Origin of the sequence: Mycobacterium lepromatosis, from assembly GCF_000975265.2 — a bacterium.
GTDB lineage: Bacteria > Actinomycetota > Actinomycetes > Mycobacteriales > Mycobacteriaceae > Mycobacterium > Mycobacterium lepromatosis.
Genome location: NZ_CP083405.1, coordinates 601,031 through 615,824, shown reverse-complemented (window position 1 = coordinate 615,824; position 14,794 = coordinate 601,031). Strand labels below are relative to the sequence as shown.

General features: G+C 57.4%; 17 protein-coding genes, 2 tRNA genes and 5 pseudogenes. 12 read left to right on the top strand and 12 right to left on the bottom strand.

Features of this window, described 5'->3' with window-relative positions:
- The first annotated feature begins 159 nt into the window (after nucleotides 1-159).
- On the top strand, nucleotides 160-807 hold the full coding sequence (gene orn, locus MLPF_RS02840) for an oligoribonuclease (RefSeq protein ID WP_045842468.1): 648 nt from the start codon (nucleotides 160-162) through the stop codon (nucleotides 805-807).
- A gap of 53 nt (nucleotides 808-860) precedes the next feature.
- Nucleotides 861-936: transfer RNA gene (locus MLPF_RS02835), tRNA-His, on the top strand.
- Between the two features lie 24 nt (nucleotides 937-960).
- On the opposite strand, the gene MLPF_RS02830 is transcribed toward MLPF_RS02835, so the two are convergent.
- Nucleotides 961-2,184, bottom strand: a complete 1,224-nt coding sequence (locus MLPF_RS02830) for a L,D-transpeptidase (RefSeq protein ID WP_156146947.1) — start codon at nucleotides 2,182-2,184, stop codon at nucleotides 961-963.
- Between the two features lie 170 nt (nucleotides 2,185-2,354).
- Here MLPF_RS02830 and MLPF_RS02825 point away from each other — a divergent pair.
- Nucleotides 2,355-2,427, top strand: a tRNA-Lys gene (locus MLPF_RS02825).
- A 48-nt stretch (nucleotides 2,428-2,475) separates the two neighbouring features.
- Here the strand turns inward: MLPF_RS02825 and MLPF_RS02820 are convergent.
- Nucleotides 2,476-2,703, bottom strand: a complete 228-nt coding sequence (locus MLPF_RS02820; protein WP_045842470.1) for a DUF3618 domain-containing protein — start codon at nucleotides 2,701-2,703, stop codon at nucleotides 2,476-2,478.
- A 129-nt stretch (nucleotides 2,704-2,832) separates the two neighbouring features.
- Here MLPF_RS02820 and bcp point away from each other — a divergent pair, with 129 nt between their 5' ends.
- Nucleotides 2,833-3,318: a thioredoxin-dependent thiol peroxidase gene (bcp, locus tag MLPF_RS02815; RefSeq protein WP_045842467.1), complete on the top strand. Its 486-nt coding sequence runs from the start codon at nucleotides 2,833-2,835 to the stop codon at nucleotides 3,316-3,318.
- 89 nt (nucleotides 3,319-3,407) lie between these two features.
- Nucleotides 3,408-3,638, top strand: a complete 231-nt coding sequence (locus tag MLPF_RS02810) for a hypothetical protein (protein ID WP_237817102.1) — start codon at nucleotides 3,408-3,410, stop codon at nucleotides 3,636-3,638.
- On the opposite strand, the gene MLPF_RS02805 is transcribed toward MLPF_RS02810, so the two are convergent.
- From MLPF_RS02805 to MLPF_RS02790, 4 genes and pseudogenes are all read right to left on the bottom strand, one after another.
- Nucleotides 3,635-3,805 (bottom strand): hypothetical protein, encoded by a 171-nt coding sequence (locus MLPF_RS02805; protein ID WP_237817104.1) that lies wholly within the window; start codon nucleotides 3,803-3,805, stop codon nucleotides 3,635-3,637. The two genes, MLPF_RS02810 and MLPF_RS02805, sit on opposite strands and share 4 nt — an antisense overlap.
- 136 nt (nucleotides 3,806-3,941) lie before the next feature.
- A pseudogene (locus MLPF_RS02800) lies at nucleotides 3,942-4,333 on the bottom strand (pentapeptide repeat-containing protein); the annotation flags it as partial.
- A gap of 5 nt (nucleotides 4,334-4,338) precedes the next feature.
- Nucleotides 4,339-4,935, bottom strand: a pseudogene (locus MLPF_RS02795) (GTP-binding protein).
- A gap of 78 nt (nucleotides 4,936-5,013) precedes the next feature.
- Nucleotides 5,014-5,434, bottom strand: a pseudogene (locus tag MLPF_RS02790) (roadblock/LC7 domain-containing protein).
- 523 nt (nucleotides 5,435-5,957) lie between these two features.
- On the opposite strand from MLPF_RS02790, the gene MLPF_RS02785 reads away from it, so the two are divergent.
- Nucleotides 5,958-6,200, top strand: coding sequence for a hypothetical protein (locus MLPF_RS02785; protein ID WP_237755938.1), 243 nt, complete (start codon nucleotides 5,958-5,960; stop codon nucleotides 6,198-6,200).
- 85 nt (nucleotides 6,201-6,285) lie between these two features.
- On the opposite strand, the gene MLPF_RS02780 is transcribed toward MLPF_RS02785, so the two are convergent.
- The 3 genes from MLPF_RS02780 to MLPF_RS15505 all read right to left on the bottom strand — a co-directional run bounded on the left by MLPF_RS02780 (nucleotide 6,286) and on the right by MLPF_RS15505 (nucleotide 7,349).
- Entirely contained in the window at nucleotides 6,286-6,489 is a 204-nt protein-coding gene (locus MLPF_RS02780) for a hypothetical protein (protein WP_237755937.1), read from the bottom strand.
- A 233-nt stretch (nucleotides 6,490-6,722) separates the two neighbouring features.
- A complete protein-coding gene (locus MLPF_RS02775; protein ID WP_236684847.1) occupies nucleotides 6,723-6,902 on the bottom strand; it encodes a hypothetical protein in 180 nt (59 codons plus the stop codon).
- Nucleotides 6,903-7,217: 315 nt separating this feature from the next.
- Nucleotides 7,218-7,349, bottom strand: coding sequence for a hypothetical protein (locus tag MLPF_RS15505; protein ID WP_282435825.1), 132 nt, complete (start codon nucleotides 7,347-7,349; stop codon nucleotides 7,218-7,220).
- A gap of 50 nt (nucleotides 7,350-7,399) precedes the next feature.
- Here MLPF_RS15505 and MLPF_RS02770 point away from each other — a divergent pair, with 50 nt between their 5' ends.
- Nucleotides 7,400-7,618 carry a hypothetical protein gene (locus MLPF_RS02770; RefSeq protein WP_237755936.1) on the top strand — a complete coding sequence of 73 codons (219 nt, stop codon included), beginning with the start codon at nucleotides 7,400-7,402 and terminating at the stop codon, nucleotides 7,616-7,618.
- A 666-nt stretch (nucleotides 7,619-8,284) separates the two neighbouring features.
- A complete protein-coding gene (locus tag MLPF_RS02765) occupies nucleotides 8,285-8,749 on the top strand; it encodes a tRNA (cytidine(34)-2'-O)-methyltransferase (RefSeq protein WP_045842466.1) in 465 nt (154 codons plus the stop codon).
- 139 nt (nucleotides 8,750-8,888) lie between these two features.
- Here MLPF_RS02765 and MLPF_RS02760 read toward each other — a convergent pair.
- Nucleotides 8,889-9,537: pseudogene (locus tag MLPF_RS02760) on the bottom strand (nitroreductase family protein).
- Between the two features lie 177 nt (nucleotides 9,538-9,714).
- Here MLPF_RS02760 and MLPF_RS02755 point away from each other — a divergent pair.
- Complete coding sequence (locus MLPF_RS02755) at nucleotides 9,715-9,894, top strand: hypothetical protein (protein WP_236684851.1); 180 nt, start codon at nucleotides 9,715-9,717, stop codon at nucleotides 9,892-9,894.
- Between the two features lie 59 nt (nucleotides 9,895-9,953).
- Here MLPF_RS02755 and MLPF_RS02750 read toward each other — a convergent pair.
- Nucleotides 9,954-10,145, bottom strand: a pseudogene (locus MLPF_RS02750) (hypothetical protein); the annotation flags it as partial.
- 1,444 nt (nucleotides 10,146-11,589) lie between these two features.
- Here MLPF_RS02750 and MLPF_RS15500 point away from each other — a divergent pair.
- The 3 genes from MLPF_RS15500 to otsB all read left to right on the top strand — a co-directional run bounded on the left by MLPF_RS15500 (nucleotide 11,590) and on the right by otsB (nucleotide 13,610).
- Nucleotides 11,590-11,715 (top strand): hypothetical protein, encoded by a 126-nt coding sequence (locus MLPF_RS15500; RefSeq protein ID WP_272946066.1) that lies wholly within the window; start codon nucleotides 11,590-11,592, stop codon nucleotides 11,713-11,715.
- A 312-nt stretch (nucleotides 11,716-12,027) separates the two neighbouring features.
- Nucleotides 12,028-12,192: a WS/DGAT domain-containing protein gene (locus MLPF_RS02745; RefSeq protein WP_162196862.1), complete on the top strand. Its 165-nt coding sequence runs from the start codon at nucleotides 12,028-12,030 to the stop codon at nucleotides 12,190-12,192.
- 128 nt (nucleotides 12,193-12,320) lie between these two features.
- Nucleotides 12,321-13,610, top strand: a complete 1,290-nt coding sequence (gene otsB / locus MLPF_RS02740; RefSeq protein WP_045842458.1) for a trehalose-phosphatase — start codon at nucleotides 12,321-12,323, stop codon at nucleotides 13,608-13,610.
- 164 nt (nucleotides 13,611-13,774) lie between these two features.
- Here otsB and MLPF_RS15495 read toward each other — a convergent pair whose 3' ends face one another.
- Nucleotides 13,775-13,909 carry a hypothetical protein gene (locus MLPF_RS15495; RefSeq protein ID WP_272946065.1) on the bottom strand — a complete coding sequence of 45 codons (135 nt, stop codon included), beginning with the start codon at nucleotides 13,907-13,909 and terminating at the stop codon, nucleotides 13,775-13,777.
- Between the last annotated feature and the right edge of the window lie 885 nt (nucleotides 13,910-14,794).

The following is a 14,794-nucleotide window of genomic DNA, read 5'->3' as shown; positions in this document are numbered from 1 at the left end:
GCCATCCGCTTGTCCGGGGCTCGCCAGCCACTGGTTCAGTGCTCATCAAGCCCTCCTGTCTCCAGTAACTCCCCGTGCAGTACGATAAACTATCAAAATACTTAAGCCAGGGGGGAAGTCCGAGACAAGTCGTCTTACATGCACCTAATGTAGAGCGCTGTGCACGACGAATTAGTGTGGATTGACTGCGAGATGACTGGACTGGATCTGGGTTCGGACCAGTTGATCGAAATCGCCGCCCTAGTCACCGATGCCGATCTTAATATCCTCGGTGATGGAGTTGATGTCGTAATCCACACCGATAGCACCGCGCTCTCGTCAATGATTGACGTGGTCGCTGAGATGCACTTGCGTTCGGGACTACTTAGCGAGGTAGAGTCATCCATCATCGACCTTGCGACCGCCGAGACGATAGTGCTCGATTACATCAACAACCACGTCAAGCAACCGAAGACAGCCCCGTTGGCAGGCAATTCGATCGCCACCGATCGTTCATTCATCGCCCGCGACATGCCCACTCTCGACTCGTTCCTGCACTATCGGATGATAGACGTCAGCTCGATTAAAGAACTCTGCCGACGCTGGTACCCACGTATTTACTTCGGCCAGCCGGCCAAGGGGCTCACTCATCGGGCACTAGCCGACATTCACGAATCCATCCGGGAGCTAATATTCTACCGCCGAACCGCGTTTGTTCCCCCACCCGGGCCGTCTACCAGCGAAATCGCGGAGGTAGTCGCCGATCTTTCCGGCACACCCGCCACGACAAGAGATAGCGATTCGGCCGACGAGTGTCCGAGCGGTTAATATCAACAGCGCCACTGGTTGACCCAAATAATTAAGGCCAGCCGGCGGCCATGGTGAGTGTAGTTCAGTTGGTAGAGCACCAGGTTGTGATCCTGGGTGTCGCGGGTTCGAGTCCCGTCACTCACCCCACAGGTCAGATCACGACGCGGAACATTAGGTGTTGGCGTTTCCTGCCTTCCACTGCGCCCAGGGAATATTCCAGTCCCCGAGACCTTCGTCCCCGGGTAGAGTGTCTCCCACCGTGTTGACAACCTCGACGATGTCACCGCGCTTGACATGGTCGTAGAACCACTGCGCATTGCTCGGGCTCACGTTTAAACAACCGTGGCTGGTGTTAGTATGGCCCTGGGCACCCACAGACCACGGCGCGGAGTGCACAAAAACCCCGCTATAGGACAGCTGCGTAGCCCAGTCAACATCGGCGCGATACCCGTTGGGCGAGTTGACAGGAACTCCGTAGGTCGACGAGTCCATGATGATGTGCCTGAACCGCGCGCCGACAATATAGATACCGTTAGCCGTCGGAGTGCTATCCTTGCCCATCGATGTTGGCATGATCTTGACTACTTCCCCGTTGACGCGCACGGTCAGCATCTTAGTGGCATCGTCAGCGGTCGCGACGACCTCATCGCCGATGGTGAAATGTGTCTTCACGTTGTCTTCGCCGAACATCCCTTCGCCCAAGTCGACACCGTAAGTATTGACCGCCACATCAACAGCCGTTCCCGACTTCCAGAAATGCTCAGGACGCCAACGTACTTCGCGGTTATTCAGCCAGTAGAACGCGCCCTCAACGGGCGGGTTGGCGGTGATGGTGATGGCCTTCTGAGCCGCGAGTCGGTTTGCGATGTTCTCGTCGAATCGGATCGCCACCGACTCCCCAATGCCTACAACCTCACCGTTGCCCGGATTGACGTAAGGCATAGTCAAGTGCGCGGGAGAACTGGTCTGGAAGGTCATCTGGCGGTTCACCGCTCCACCTAGCCCGAGCGCCTTCGCGCTCAGGGTGTAGCACCTGTTGAAGCCCAACGGCTCGGTGGTCGACCAGCGCAGCCCGTCGGGGCTAAGTTGACCATTAATCGTCCTGCCGTTGTCGTTTACCATGGTGACCGCCGCCAGCACACCGTCAGCAACGGTCACCGTGACCGGCATGTCCACAGTGACACCAACGGCACCGTCAGTCACCGAAGCAGTGAGCTTCGGGACCATCAGGTCGGCAAATGGCGTACCCTTATCACCGATAAGGTGAATCGGTTCGGTACCGCCGCCCCTGTTGCAGGCAACGCCGGGCATAACAACCGAAATCACCAGTAGCGCTAGTAGCGCTCGCCAAGCTTTGGGCCAAACCCGGCGGGTCGCACTGCCCACATGCGGCATCCTTCTCTCACCTCCCCGAACTCAATTCACAACAAAGCTGAACCTGTAGACTTGGCCAGTAGTTTAGGACCAGATAGACGGCCGCGCTGGAAAGCACGTATCGAGTTCAGCGTCGAAATTTCACCCCGCAGCGCAAGGCCTGTTAATGTGCCTTGGCTAGGACGATCTAGGCGCCGTTAGCTCAGTTGGTAGAGCAGCTGACTCTTAATCAGCGGGTCCGGGGTTCGAAACCCTGACGGCGCACCCTACAATTCTTATATTTCACGGTTGCAACCCATGTGGTCTGGCGCGTCAGCGATTCTTGCCCCTGAGCACCACAACGATCACGATCAAAGCGCCACAACTTACCAGTGCAGCGATCACGGCCGGCCTTTTTACAAACTCTATCACCCGGGCCTTGAGCTCATCGGCGAGGCGGATGGGATTGGCACGCTTAGCAAGTGAGTCGACGGTCGCCGCGAACTGTTCGCGGGCGACGTCGATCTCCTGCTTTATGATGTCTGGATGCCGGTCCGCCACGTCTCTGTCCTCCAAGTCTGCTCTGTCAACCCGCAAGTCACCCACCATCCAGTTGGTGCACCTGCCCGCACTACCCTAGATCAGGTGGCACTAATTCCGACGATCGCCGTGAACCGAAAGGGATGACCGTTGACCGAGACCACAAGGCTGGCACCAGGCGACCAAGCGCCCACCTTCAGCTTGCCTGATGCCGATGGCAAGATAGTTTCGTTGGGCGACTATCGGGGACGGCGTGTCACCGTATATTTCTACCCGGCGGCCTTTACACCAGGATGCACTAAACAAGCATGTGATTTCCGAGACAATTTGCATGACCTCAACAATGCCGGACTCGATGTCGTCGGGGTCTCCCCCGACCCACTAACCAAGCTAGCCCAATTCCGTGACGCAGAGGCGTTGACGTTTCCGCTACTGTCCGATCACGACTGTAAGGTGCTGTCCGCTTGGGGTGCCTACGGCAAGAAGCAGATATACGGCAAGACCGTCCCGGGTGTTATACGTTCCACATTTGTGGTCGATGAAAAGGGCAAGATTGTGCTCGCGCAGTACAACGTCAAGGCCACAGGCCATGTCGCCAAACTTCGGCGCGACTTGTCGGCCCTAGGGTGTTGTTGATTTTTGTGTGGTTGAGGGGTGTGGTGGGTTATGTGGTGGGGATCGGTGGTGTGGGTTGTGTTGGTGGTTTAGGGTTGGTCGCGGCGTAGGTGGGCTGCTTGCAAGGGCCGCCGAGTAGTTGGTGTTGGTCACCGGCCGCGACATCGAAGCTGGCGATGCTGGGGGTGCGTCTGGTGTGGCGGGTGGCCGGGGATCAGTTGCGCTTTTCTGGTGATGTGTTAGCCCGCCACGCGCACAAGTCACCAGATCACGCCGTGGATGGCTTTTATCTTCCTTCCGCGGTCGATCCCCACAAAAAGTCAAGTACTGCCCTAGGCTAGAGCACCGCCGTACGCGTCATCACCGGCTGCGAGGTCATCGACGAACTGTGAAACCAACACGGCACCAACACAGCCGGGGGCACACCGGCTGGCCGAGGGCCGGTGAACAAACAGACACCCCACAGCCATAGCATGCACCCGAAAGCGCCCCCAACACCCAGCGCCAACAAGATCTAGGCTAGCCCACCAAACTCCCGACCGTATCGGCCAGCGATGGCACACCAGAACACTACTTCACCTGCCACCTATGAAACCGACCAACAATTCCTGCCACAAACACCAACACCCCCGGCCACCACACAACAACAACGGCTCGGGTCTCCACAACGAAGGCTCAACGGTTGCGCCACGCAGACCGGCGTCATCTAACCGGTTACCGAGTAGTCCGCGCACCCCTGAGGTCGGCGCCGCGCAGCATCACGAACGTGAAGTTCACCAAGTCGAATGTCGACGGTGGCATCCGGCACTGCACAAACACCAAACCCACCAGGCTGCAATACTAAAAAATAAACTGTGCCAGAATAGTGGCCGCTGAAAGTGGAATTACGAAAGCCTGATACGCAATGTTGCGATTCGGCGAGGTTAGCGCAGTTGAAATTTCACTCGGTGAACACAAGTCGTTCGGTGCGAAACCGACTCAAATCATCATCGATGAAATCACGTCCAGCCATTTCACAATCGGTCCACTGCTGCAATGCGGTCAGCTGCTCACGGGAAACGTCGCTGCCAGGCTCTGCATTGAGTATTCGCTCACTACTATGTATCTATCAACGCGTCGTTCGCCCAAAGCGACCCCGGGCATCGACATGGATCACTGGAATGTGTGTGCAAGCAGAGTTAGCGCTTGTAGCACCTCGCTAGCAGAATACCTTAGCGTGCTGCCGAATTCGTTTACGGCTATCAAAAACGGCAGATTGCGGCGCTCGAAGAAGTCAACCAGCACAAAGCGGTTTTGTAGGAGGAGTAAAGTCTAGCCAGTACCATCAAGCGTATCAAATCGTCCCACATAAACCAGAACAGACGCTAATCTGGGGCACCGAACAGATAGAGCACCAGATCCCGATCCAGGGTGATGCGGCCGAAGTCCACCGCCACCGTCGTGGCCCGCTTGTGCAGGTTGACCGTTAATTAAGCATGTCGACACCAGCCGAAACGTCGGCAACCATCGCTTAGGTGCGCAACGGCATGATCTCTGAAACCGCACCGATGAATGTTGGTCTTACCAACAACCGAACCTGCCCACGATGACGATCTTCTTCGAGGCCGTGGGCCGGCTGTCAAAATGCTTTAAGACCACGCAGTGTCCTCCCTATGAACTCGGCTGGTTAGTGTCCATCACGGTTCAAGGGTGTGCCATGTCCGACGATAATGCAGGTCACATTGCGGTCCGAGGTGGGTGATCGAACTCTGAACGACGGGAGGACTGCACGACATCACCCACCCGTTCGATCAGATCGGCCATACTCATGGCCGATCTGATCAGTAATCGCACAACGTCATAGCCAGCATCGCCAGATGAGAGCCATCACTAACACGCATCAATAGCAGATAGAATTTTTGTATCTCGACCACGAACTGCAGCACCTGTTCCACCTTCAAACAGCTGCGCCGCACCGGCCGCAAGGCTGGCCAGCCTAGACGCGAGCGGTCAACCGATCGGTTCGTGCACGCGGTAAGTGCGCACTGACGACGACCGGCAGCCTATCGATGAACACCAGCAACGCATGCGCCACCCCGAGAACTTTGCGGACAAACTTCGATACCGACCAGTCCAGCGAGTTGTTCGAACGAGACATCGTTGTTGATCGGGTACTTAACCGGTTTCGAGGGCGTACGACCGTTCGCTACTCACACCACCGAAGCGGCTGTTGATGGACACACGTACCGCCCTCCGGGTCGCGGCCACTCGCAACCCGGGGACCCTGCTGGATGGGCCGGTGCCTCACAGAGTATCCTAAATCAGCACTAGGCAGCAGTCGAGCCCCGGGTTGGCGCACCGGTAGACTATGGCGGGTGCGTTCCTCGACCGGCTTGGCCTCGGCGGCTAACGGCCAGCCGCGGTCCGATACAGACTACCAAACCAGGTCGGGGTACTAGGCCAGCTAGTGCGGATCACTCGACATCTCTGACAGCATCCGCTGATAGAATATGTCATCATAGGCTGAGACTGATGATCTCAGCAACCGAGCCGGGGTGACCACGACGCAAAGAATACTTAGGCTTCTGATGCCGCTCCGACCTGGGGGGGTTGTGTAGGCGTCTGTTTGCGGCGCGGGCTTTAGCTATTGCGGGGCGCTGCTTCCCATCAGGGAGTGGCTAATGCACGTCGAGACGTGGCCACCGGCCGGCTGGGCAGGGAGGTCGGTGATGCCGCTGAAACCCGGATTGCAGCGCGGCAACAACATCACCGGCGGTGTGGACGCTGCGGGTCCGCTGTGGTGTTCGGCAGGCTGTCCAGCAGCCAAAGGTTCTTCAAAACCAGGCAACACGCCCGGGTGCCTAACACCCCCGCTCGCTGCAGCCGGCCTCGCCTTCGTGACTAGTACGGCTAGCGGTAGATAGGTAGATAGGTAGATAGGTAGATAGGTAGATAGGTAGATAGACTTCCGCAGTCGTACCCGAATTCTCCTCATCATCCGTGATGACCTCACAACCCGACCTGGACACCGTGCCAAGCAGCCAGGTGCTCAACCAAGAAAAAGCCCGCATGGCGTGCGTTGTCGAAACTGACCTCACTGCCGGCTTGCAAGCACATGTTGGCGATGCACCAATCAATGTATTTTATCCCCAAAGCCGGGGTGGCTACCCGTAACAGAACAGCGCCGTCGCCATCGCGGGCCTCTGAGACCAAAACTATGTCGTTGGCGGCGAGTAACGCAGCGCGTTGTTGATCAATTCGGCAAGCAGGTGGATAACGCTGCCAACGGCCCGCGCCGATCAGTATTCAGTCGGGCATTGCCGCGGTTTTGGCGCGACGACAATCCGCAACCTCGAAGATGGCGGTCGACCACCGCCGAAAGCTGCACCGGCTCGCGTAGGTCACGCGCAAGCTGTGCACAGACTAGGACCAACCAGGTGTCGTTGTTACAGCGGCGGCCGAACAGGCCAAGTGATCCAGCCGGAAAAAGTTTTTGAGCCGATGGGATCCTGTTCGTTGCGTTCCAACTGATCAGTGAGCGACAGCTGCTGGTCGACCAGTGAACGGCTGCGCCGCAACATAGTCTCTAACATGTCGTTGACCAACAACCGTAACCCGTTCCTCATCAGTTGCGAACAGTAAGCCTGGGTGTGCGGTACATCGACTGCGTGCGCGCTAGCTGGATAATTCTTCGGTGGTGTGCACTACCAGCGGCTCCGGGATCGACTAGGTGCCGTATAGGACCCCTGAGCGATCTCGTTCTCAAGGTCAATGTAAACGACTTGCAGCACCCAGTCACGCAGCACGCACAGTGGTCGGATAAACGAAACGTGCCACCAGCAACACGATGCCCAGCGTGATCACGATGGCGGTCGACACTACAGTACCGGCGTCACGGATCGGGACATCGCACCGAGGCAGCAGCCTGACCCTCCACCAACTTAGTCATTGAGATGAGGGGCGTCCTTAACGATTTGCTCAGAGATCCCTCTGACGATCTCTATCGAGCGCAGTAACTCTGGGTTGTCGACAAGCACGCTGGCCGGATTGGACAGGATCGCCATCCGAGTCACCAATTGCTGTTGCGGCGTCTTGGCTTCGGGCTGACTGACGCCAGAACACCTTGCTCATTCCGAACAGTGTCGACGGTTCGGTGCCGGACCAGGTGATCTATCAAGGTGCGCAATTCCGGCTCGGGAATCTTTGCGCAGCGGGTAATCAGGATATCCCGCGCCGTCATCTGCTCGCGGGCACCGACTGCTCGGTTTACATCCGGCACCTTATCTGCTCACTGTCGATGCACACCAACGCGTTTATTCGTGCTCGGCCATCACAAGAGTAGCACGTACGTTGTCACCCAGTCCCGTAAACCGACGCTGTTGGCCAGCACCTTGTCCAATAGCTCCTGACCGCCATTCGACAAGGTACTCGCCCCCGATCGAACAGCGGGTATAAGGTAGGTGCCGGCTCGCCGTGTCTGTAGCTCATACTTGCGGGGCACACAGTTCTTATTCATTCCCTCCACACCATGTCCAGTGGAACTCGCCAGTAGCGCGACATCAAGTATTTTCCCTGATCGCCGGTATCATGTCAGCGTGAGTAACGGCCAGCTGTAGACCATTCGAGTCGGCCGTCACACTCTACCCAGACGTAATCCGCCGAAGGCAGTCGCCGACAGCAACGGCACCAGCACAGTCGCCACACCTTTCCACGGGACCGGCTGAGACATCTGAGATGCCGAATTTGCCCATCGTAACCGCGGTGGTCAGGCGGGAAAACATAGTCATCTGGCTTGCCGCCAAGCCACCGGCCGCGACAGCTATTACTGGCACTCGGAGAAACGAGAGACGCGCTAAACTTCCTGTTATACTTGACTCGCGCCAGGCGAATAAGCGCGAGCGGAAAACGCCTAACAATTCAACAAGTATGACAGCTCGCGGCCGATATCACTAGTTTCCAGTACACTTACAAATAAACTTGACAAACAACCATGCGTAATGATCAGCAGATGTTCCGGTTGATGTTTTATACCCCGCGCATTCCGTCAAACACGGGTAACGCCATCCGGACTGCGGCGGCCACCGGCTGCGCACTGCATCTGGTCGAGCCGATTGGCTTCGACCTGTCCGACGCCAAGCTCCGACGGGCCGGAGTGGACTATCACGACCTGGCTTCGGTCACCGTCCATGCCTCGCTGTCCGAGGCATGGAACGCGCTATCGCCGGTGCGAGCTTTCGCGTTCAGCACCCTCGCGAGCACCTTGTTCAGTGACGTCAGCTACCAGGCTGGTGACGTGTTAATGTTCGGCCCCGAACCGACCGGATTAGACGCGGCAACCCTGGCCGACGACCACATCACCCAGCAGGTGCGCATTCCCATGCTGTCGGGCCGGCGTTCACTGAACCTGTCCAACGCCGCCGCGGTGGCAGTGTACGAAGCGTGGCGACAGCACGGGTTTGCCGGGTCAGTCTAAAGCCTGCCTCACCTCGCGGGAGTGTAGCACCGGCGGCGACCATGACATCCCAAGCAGCGGCAAAGCAGGAGGAACCAGCACCGGTAACCCTGACAGCTCAAACAGACCGCCCCGGCATCCACGGTTAATCGGGCCCGGGTTACCAAATGTCCCAGTGCGTGACCGTTCTCGGCGGGCAGCCGGTTGGCCGGCCGGAAGTCGGTTCCTTTGGTGTAGGCGATGGGCAACAGCCCGCCCTGGCTGTACTTGTCGGAGGGAATGCCTAGTACCTCGGGCCACCCGCTGCTCACTGTCGCCGAGCAAGTGCAGGCTAGTCCAGCACGTGCCCAGTCCTCCGGAACAAAGCGCTAGGCAAAAGCTCCAGACCGCTGGGAACAGCGATGCCCAGTACGACACGGCGCCCAACGGTGACTCTTCCGCTCGACCCAATAGGCACGGGCTCAACAGGACCGGCACCTCGTACATATGCTCGACGAGATAGGTCCCAGAATCGCGCACCAACCCCATCCGTTCACCGCGCGTGTCGCCCTTCAAGGTATTCGGGTGTGGGCTGGTTGAAGTAGCACTAGGCATTGACCAGGTAGATGTCACCGATCGTCTTGCGCTTTTCGGCCTCCTCGACGAACATCCAATGCCAGCTCTGCGCATTGGAACCGGTAGGTGCCTGCAACGTCAGCTCTAGGCATTCCATCAACACGTCGCGAGGCACCGGTTTGTCGAAATCGAGCCGTTTGCGCACCGAGCCGGGTAGTGGTAAGAACTTCGTCGACAGAAAGGTTTAGGGTCATCAGGAATGACTACCGTTGCGCCACAACCAGCGAACTGAAACAAGAGGTTTCCAGCCGGCTTATGTCGGATCACTACGAGTGGCTGAACACCGTTTCCAAATCAAGGCAACCCGTACCGCGGCTGATGTAGTCCTACTTCGACGGAGCCGATCTGGCGGTGTACCACATAGAGCGTGCGTGCAAGACACCGCCCATAAAATCAAGGCGCATCCCCAGATGAAACTGAACCTAGACTCTAACGGCGATGGCAGCAGCATCGTCGCTATCGACGGTACCACCGCAGTGGTGACCACCTACGTCGACGGCCATACGACGAGTCCTATTGAACAACTCCTATTGAACAACGAAGTACCGTGAGGACGCCGCGAAGTTCGGCTTGACCAAGGTGATGGCAGAAGACAGCACCTGGCCGACGATAGCTCATTATCCACCAGGTCGACAGCGATGACGCCCAAAGCATAGTGAACCTCGGACTTGGCCGCCGATCCCCTGCCCTGACACAAGATGTTGTTTTCCTGGCAAAACTGTATGGTATTCTGCACTAACAGGAAGTAAACTGAAAATCTCAGTTGCATAATAAGCTTGCAACTCATGCTCAAATTAGCCGTATGCTTGCTGCGGTTCGGCGAGAAGGGAGCTAGACTATCACTATTCTACTATTCGCCCAGCGGCCTGAAGATGGCAACTACAGTCGCTGGGCGGGATGCAGTTGAGACTGACTTCTGCGGTTGGTCATCGCGGAGTCGAATGATCGATACGGACCGCAGCAACCTCTAGTAACCTTCCGCGCAACGGGCTAACACCAGCAAGTGCGGCCCGGGCTGTTTTGGTGCAGGCCCGGGAACACAAAACGACCGTTCGGAGCCAAACACGGTAAGGACGCCGCGCTCGGCGGCCTCCTAGACCAGATTCTTCTGGCGTACTAGCCCCATAGAGGACAACTATACACCGCCGAATGCGCATGCAGCTCAAACATTACGTGACGGACGAGCAGGCCATCTTGCCGTCATCCAGCGGCTTATGCGTTCCGCGTTTGCACAAGCAAGACACATGGTCGGGGCACTACGACCAACGGTACTTCAGCATAGCGTGACTTACCGTCAAGCACCCGGTTTCATTTACACCCAACTTAGGCGGACCGCTGCTCCAACCTACGCCACACAGTTTATCGAGAAAATATTCGACGCAATAGCCGCACTCGACCACCCGAAAAACGATTGTTAAACCGCGTCTTCAACCCTTAAACTTAAAAACGTTTTTAACGCTACGGGCCATAACGCAAACAGGGGTGCGCAACGAATACTGGCTCAAGAAGAGAATCTACTGTTTCGCTGAAGAAAGTTATGCAAGTTTCCTCAAAGCTCACGATCCAGATCGACAGACAAACCTAGCGAATCGGAGCTATCGCCATCGTCGACGACGCTGCTCCTGACTTCGACGCACTCGAAACCCTCCGAGCAGAACGGATTCAGTCGATACCGTGATGCACACAAACGTTGCGAACGCATACGTTCGACGTCACTGGACAACAAGGGAACAACTATCCGGGCTTCGACGCCACAGATCACCCGCGACAGGTTGCTCCTCTGCCCTCCAAGAAACGACACCAAAACTGTTCACGACAATCACCCATGCCCTGGAATGACCCCTCAACCTGGACTGGCCACGGTGGAAATACTTGGGTCATCCGGTGTGTAAAGGACAACTAGTGGGCGATCTTGATGAAGATCCACCACTGCATGGCCGAAGACATCTCCGCAGCCCATACCCTGACCAGACTTTGCGACGACTCCGACAGCCATATTTTTTCCAAAAAATTGGCATAAAACAGATTTAGCTATCAAACCGCGATGCGCGGAACTGGGTCGACACCCTGTAAACGAGCTTACATCGGGATCATGGCCAAGCAAGCAGAAAACCGAACGAGAGAATCTGGCCCGGGTTCAGGATGCATCCGGCTGGCTTGGTCAGCACCGTGCCGCGGTACAGCACAATGCGCGTTCCAATAACCGGTGTTTACGACAGCATACTGCAAGTTCGGCGTTACCAACAATGACAGTTGCACTTGCCGCGATCACCGAAGGCTTCTGGACAGCTCTGCTGCACCCGCGGCGAACAGCTGCGCACGAACTCGCGCTACGCACACTGGCATCGATGTCGGAGCGTTCGTGCGCCTAGGTCGGGAAACTGCCCTATCCCCCGTCAACCATGAGGACCTGGTTCAGCGACTGCAAACCGTGCACAACAGGTTGGCGGCTACACAGAGCGATCCACGCAGCAACATTTTGGAGTCAGCAATCCATCACCTCCCAATTGCATTGCGCTACCATGCGATTCAACTGCTGAATCGGCTACAGTAGGAGCGTGGGATCGTAATGCTGGCAATAAACGTGCCTGGGGCACGCGATCGGTTACAACTGATGGGTCAGCGGATGGAGCGCGTACGTCCGATCCCGCCGACCGTACTAAAGCTGCACACTGGGGGTCACGGTGCTGAGCTACGGCGACGAACTGGTATTCGGCATCACAACCGACTACGACACTGCACCCGATAGCAAGCAACTTACCGCCGGTATTGAGCTGGAGATCACGCAGCTGGCAGCACTCAGCCATGACTCCATCCTGTTGTTAACCAAAGACCGCTACGCGCGATAACCCGGCGTGTTTCCCAACGAAGCGCACCGGCCCAGACGAGGCCTCCACGTCGTACGCACGAGAGCGTCGCTAACCAGACATAGAGCCCTCCCGCTGACCACCATGTCCACCCGTGAGATGGTTAGTTAATGCCGGTCACCATAGACCCGCGGCGCCACGACGCAGCACTGTTCGACCTCGACGCCGTAGTGACCGACACCCCGCTCGACTCCACAGTGACGCTGGTCCGACAACTTCAGGAGATCGGTGTGAGCACCGCCGTTTTTTCGACCAACCGCAACAGCCAGAGCGTGCTGACTGCAACCGGCCTAGGTGATCTGTTCCCCGTGCACGTTGAAGGCCTAGACGGCAGAGAAATCACCATCCTAGTCGCCGCTGCCAACCGCTTAATGGCACAACCGGGCCGGTGCGTCGTCGTCGCAGTCGACGCGGCTGGCGTCACGGCAGCACACTATGGCGGCTTCGCGCTGGTGCTCGGCCTAGTAATAGGGGAAGACCGGACAAGCCACCGCGACACACTGCGTCGCTCCGGCGCCGATACGGTAGTCGCCGACCTACGTGAGATCATCGTGCGAACCGGGGACCGTCGGGTGTCGGAGCTTCCTGACGCGCTGCAGACCATCGGCTTAACTGACAACTTCACCGCCCGGCAGCCGGCGGTGTTCTTCGACTTCGACGGCACACTATCAGACATCGTCGATGATCCCGACTCGGCCAGACCCGTTCCCGGCGCGACTGAAGCACTGCAGAAGTTAGCCACACATTGTCCAGTCGCCATCCTGTCCGGCCGCGACCTCGCCGATGTGATCAAGCGCATCGGCGTGCCCGGAATCTGGTATGCCGGCAGTCATGGTTTTGAGTCAACTGCACCCGACGGCACACATCATCAAAACGACGCGGCGGCAGCGACGAAACCCCTACTGGATCAGGCGGCGGCCCAGCTACGCGACCAACTCGGACCAATTCCAGGAGTCATTTTGGAAAACAAGCATTTTGGCGTCGCAGTGCACTACCGTAACGCCGCGCGTGACCGCATCGACGAGGTCACCGTGGCGGTGCGCATAGCAGGCCAGCGCAACGCGCTTCGGGTGACGACAGGCCGTGAGGTCATCGAGTTACGTCCCGACATTGACTGGGACAAGGGAAAAACACTCCATTGGGTGATCGATCACCTGCACCATGCCGGCACTCAAGTCAGCTCAGCTTCGCTCATGCCGATCTGTCTCGGCGACGACATCACCGACGAGGACGCGTTCGACGCGGTGCGCCATGCCGACGTTCGGGGCATTCCGATCGTGGTTCGACACACTGAAAACGGTAACCGCGCAACCGCCGCACTGTTCGCGCTGGACAGTCCTGCGCACGTAAGTGAATTCACCGAACGGCTGGCACGTCAGCTCAGTGACACTCGACGCTAGGCCGACAGGTACTCCAACCGCCCCGTCGGCCAGCACCTCACGCAGCTTGCCGCCGCGACTTTGCGCAGTTCAGCGACCAACCCTCGGCCCAATATACCGTAACTGCACAATAACATTCAGCATCGGCTCAAAACCCGGCCATCTCTCAGGCGAACCACAAATCGCTATACAAACGGATTGCGATCATCAAAAAGGAGATAAATCAACGCCTCATCTTCGCGAGTGGACAACACGATTCGAGCGTCGCGCTCGCCGATATAGAAAATCCGTTTGCCACCGGCCGCTGCCCTGACATGCACCCGAACCCATCAGCACCCCAGATGAACAGCGTGGTCCGCGTCTCAGCGATCAACGTCCTAGATTCCAGGTCCGTGCCGCGGCCACGCAACACAACGATCGGGTTCCTGCCCTTGTCCTGCCGTTCGATAACCTACGGTGACCACCGACAGCTTTCCGGCGGCCGGCAACGGTGCATGCAGCCGGATGGCCTGCGACCCGTGTAAAACGAAAGGCCCAGTTACACTTTCCGATCTTTGCCGCCGCCCCGAACGCCGAACAGCAAATCACAACATTAGGCGGGCAATACCTGCTGATGTGATGTCGTGACTGTTGTCTATGATTAAGGACAAATCCTCGATTCCAACACCGAAAGCGGAAGCATACAGTATGGTGTCCCGGTCAGCCGTTGGTTGACACTAGCTCCACCACCACGCTGATGGCAGTGGGGTCCCTTTCCATACGAGTCTCCCTTCAATTGAAATATTCAAGCCTCCCTTTTCTGCACCTAGCCATCGCAAAACACATTGACACGGTCGGCAAGCAGGGGCTATCCCCATACTCAACCGCACCATGATCTGGAAAGCATCCTGACCGTGCTGTACACAACGGTAATCATCGAAGCCTGCGGCGGAACAACTCATGCATGCAGCATCACGTTGACCTTAATCCTAAACGCTTAATCCTAAGATAACGCGGACACAGGGTCATCGCCACTGACATACCCAGTCCCCAGCCGAACCCCGGAGTGCAAAGAGCAAGCTTTGCAGACTGCCGCACCGTTGGGCCAGCTAGCTCGGTAAGCCGGTCGAAGTCCTAAGTGGCCTACAGTCGATCGACGCCGACTGGTACAACGACAAACCCAAGATAATAACCAACTGAACATATCTGCTAACGCCGGCAGACTG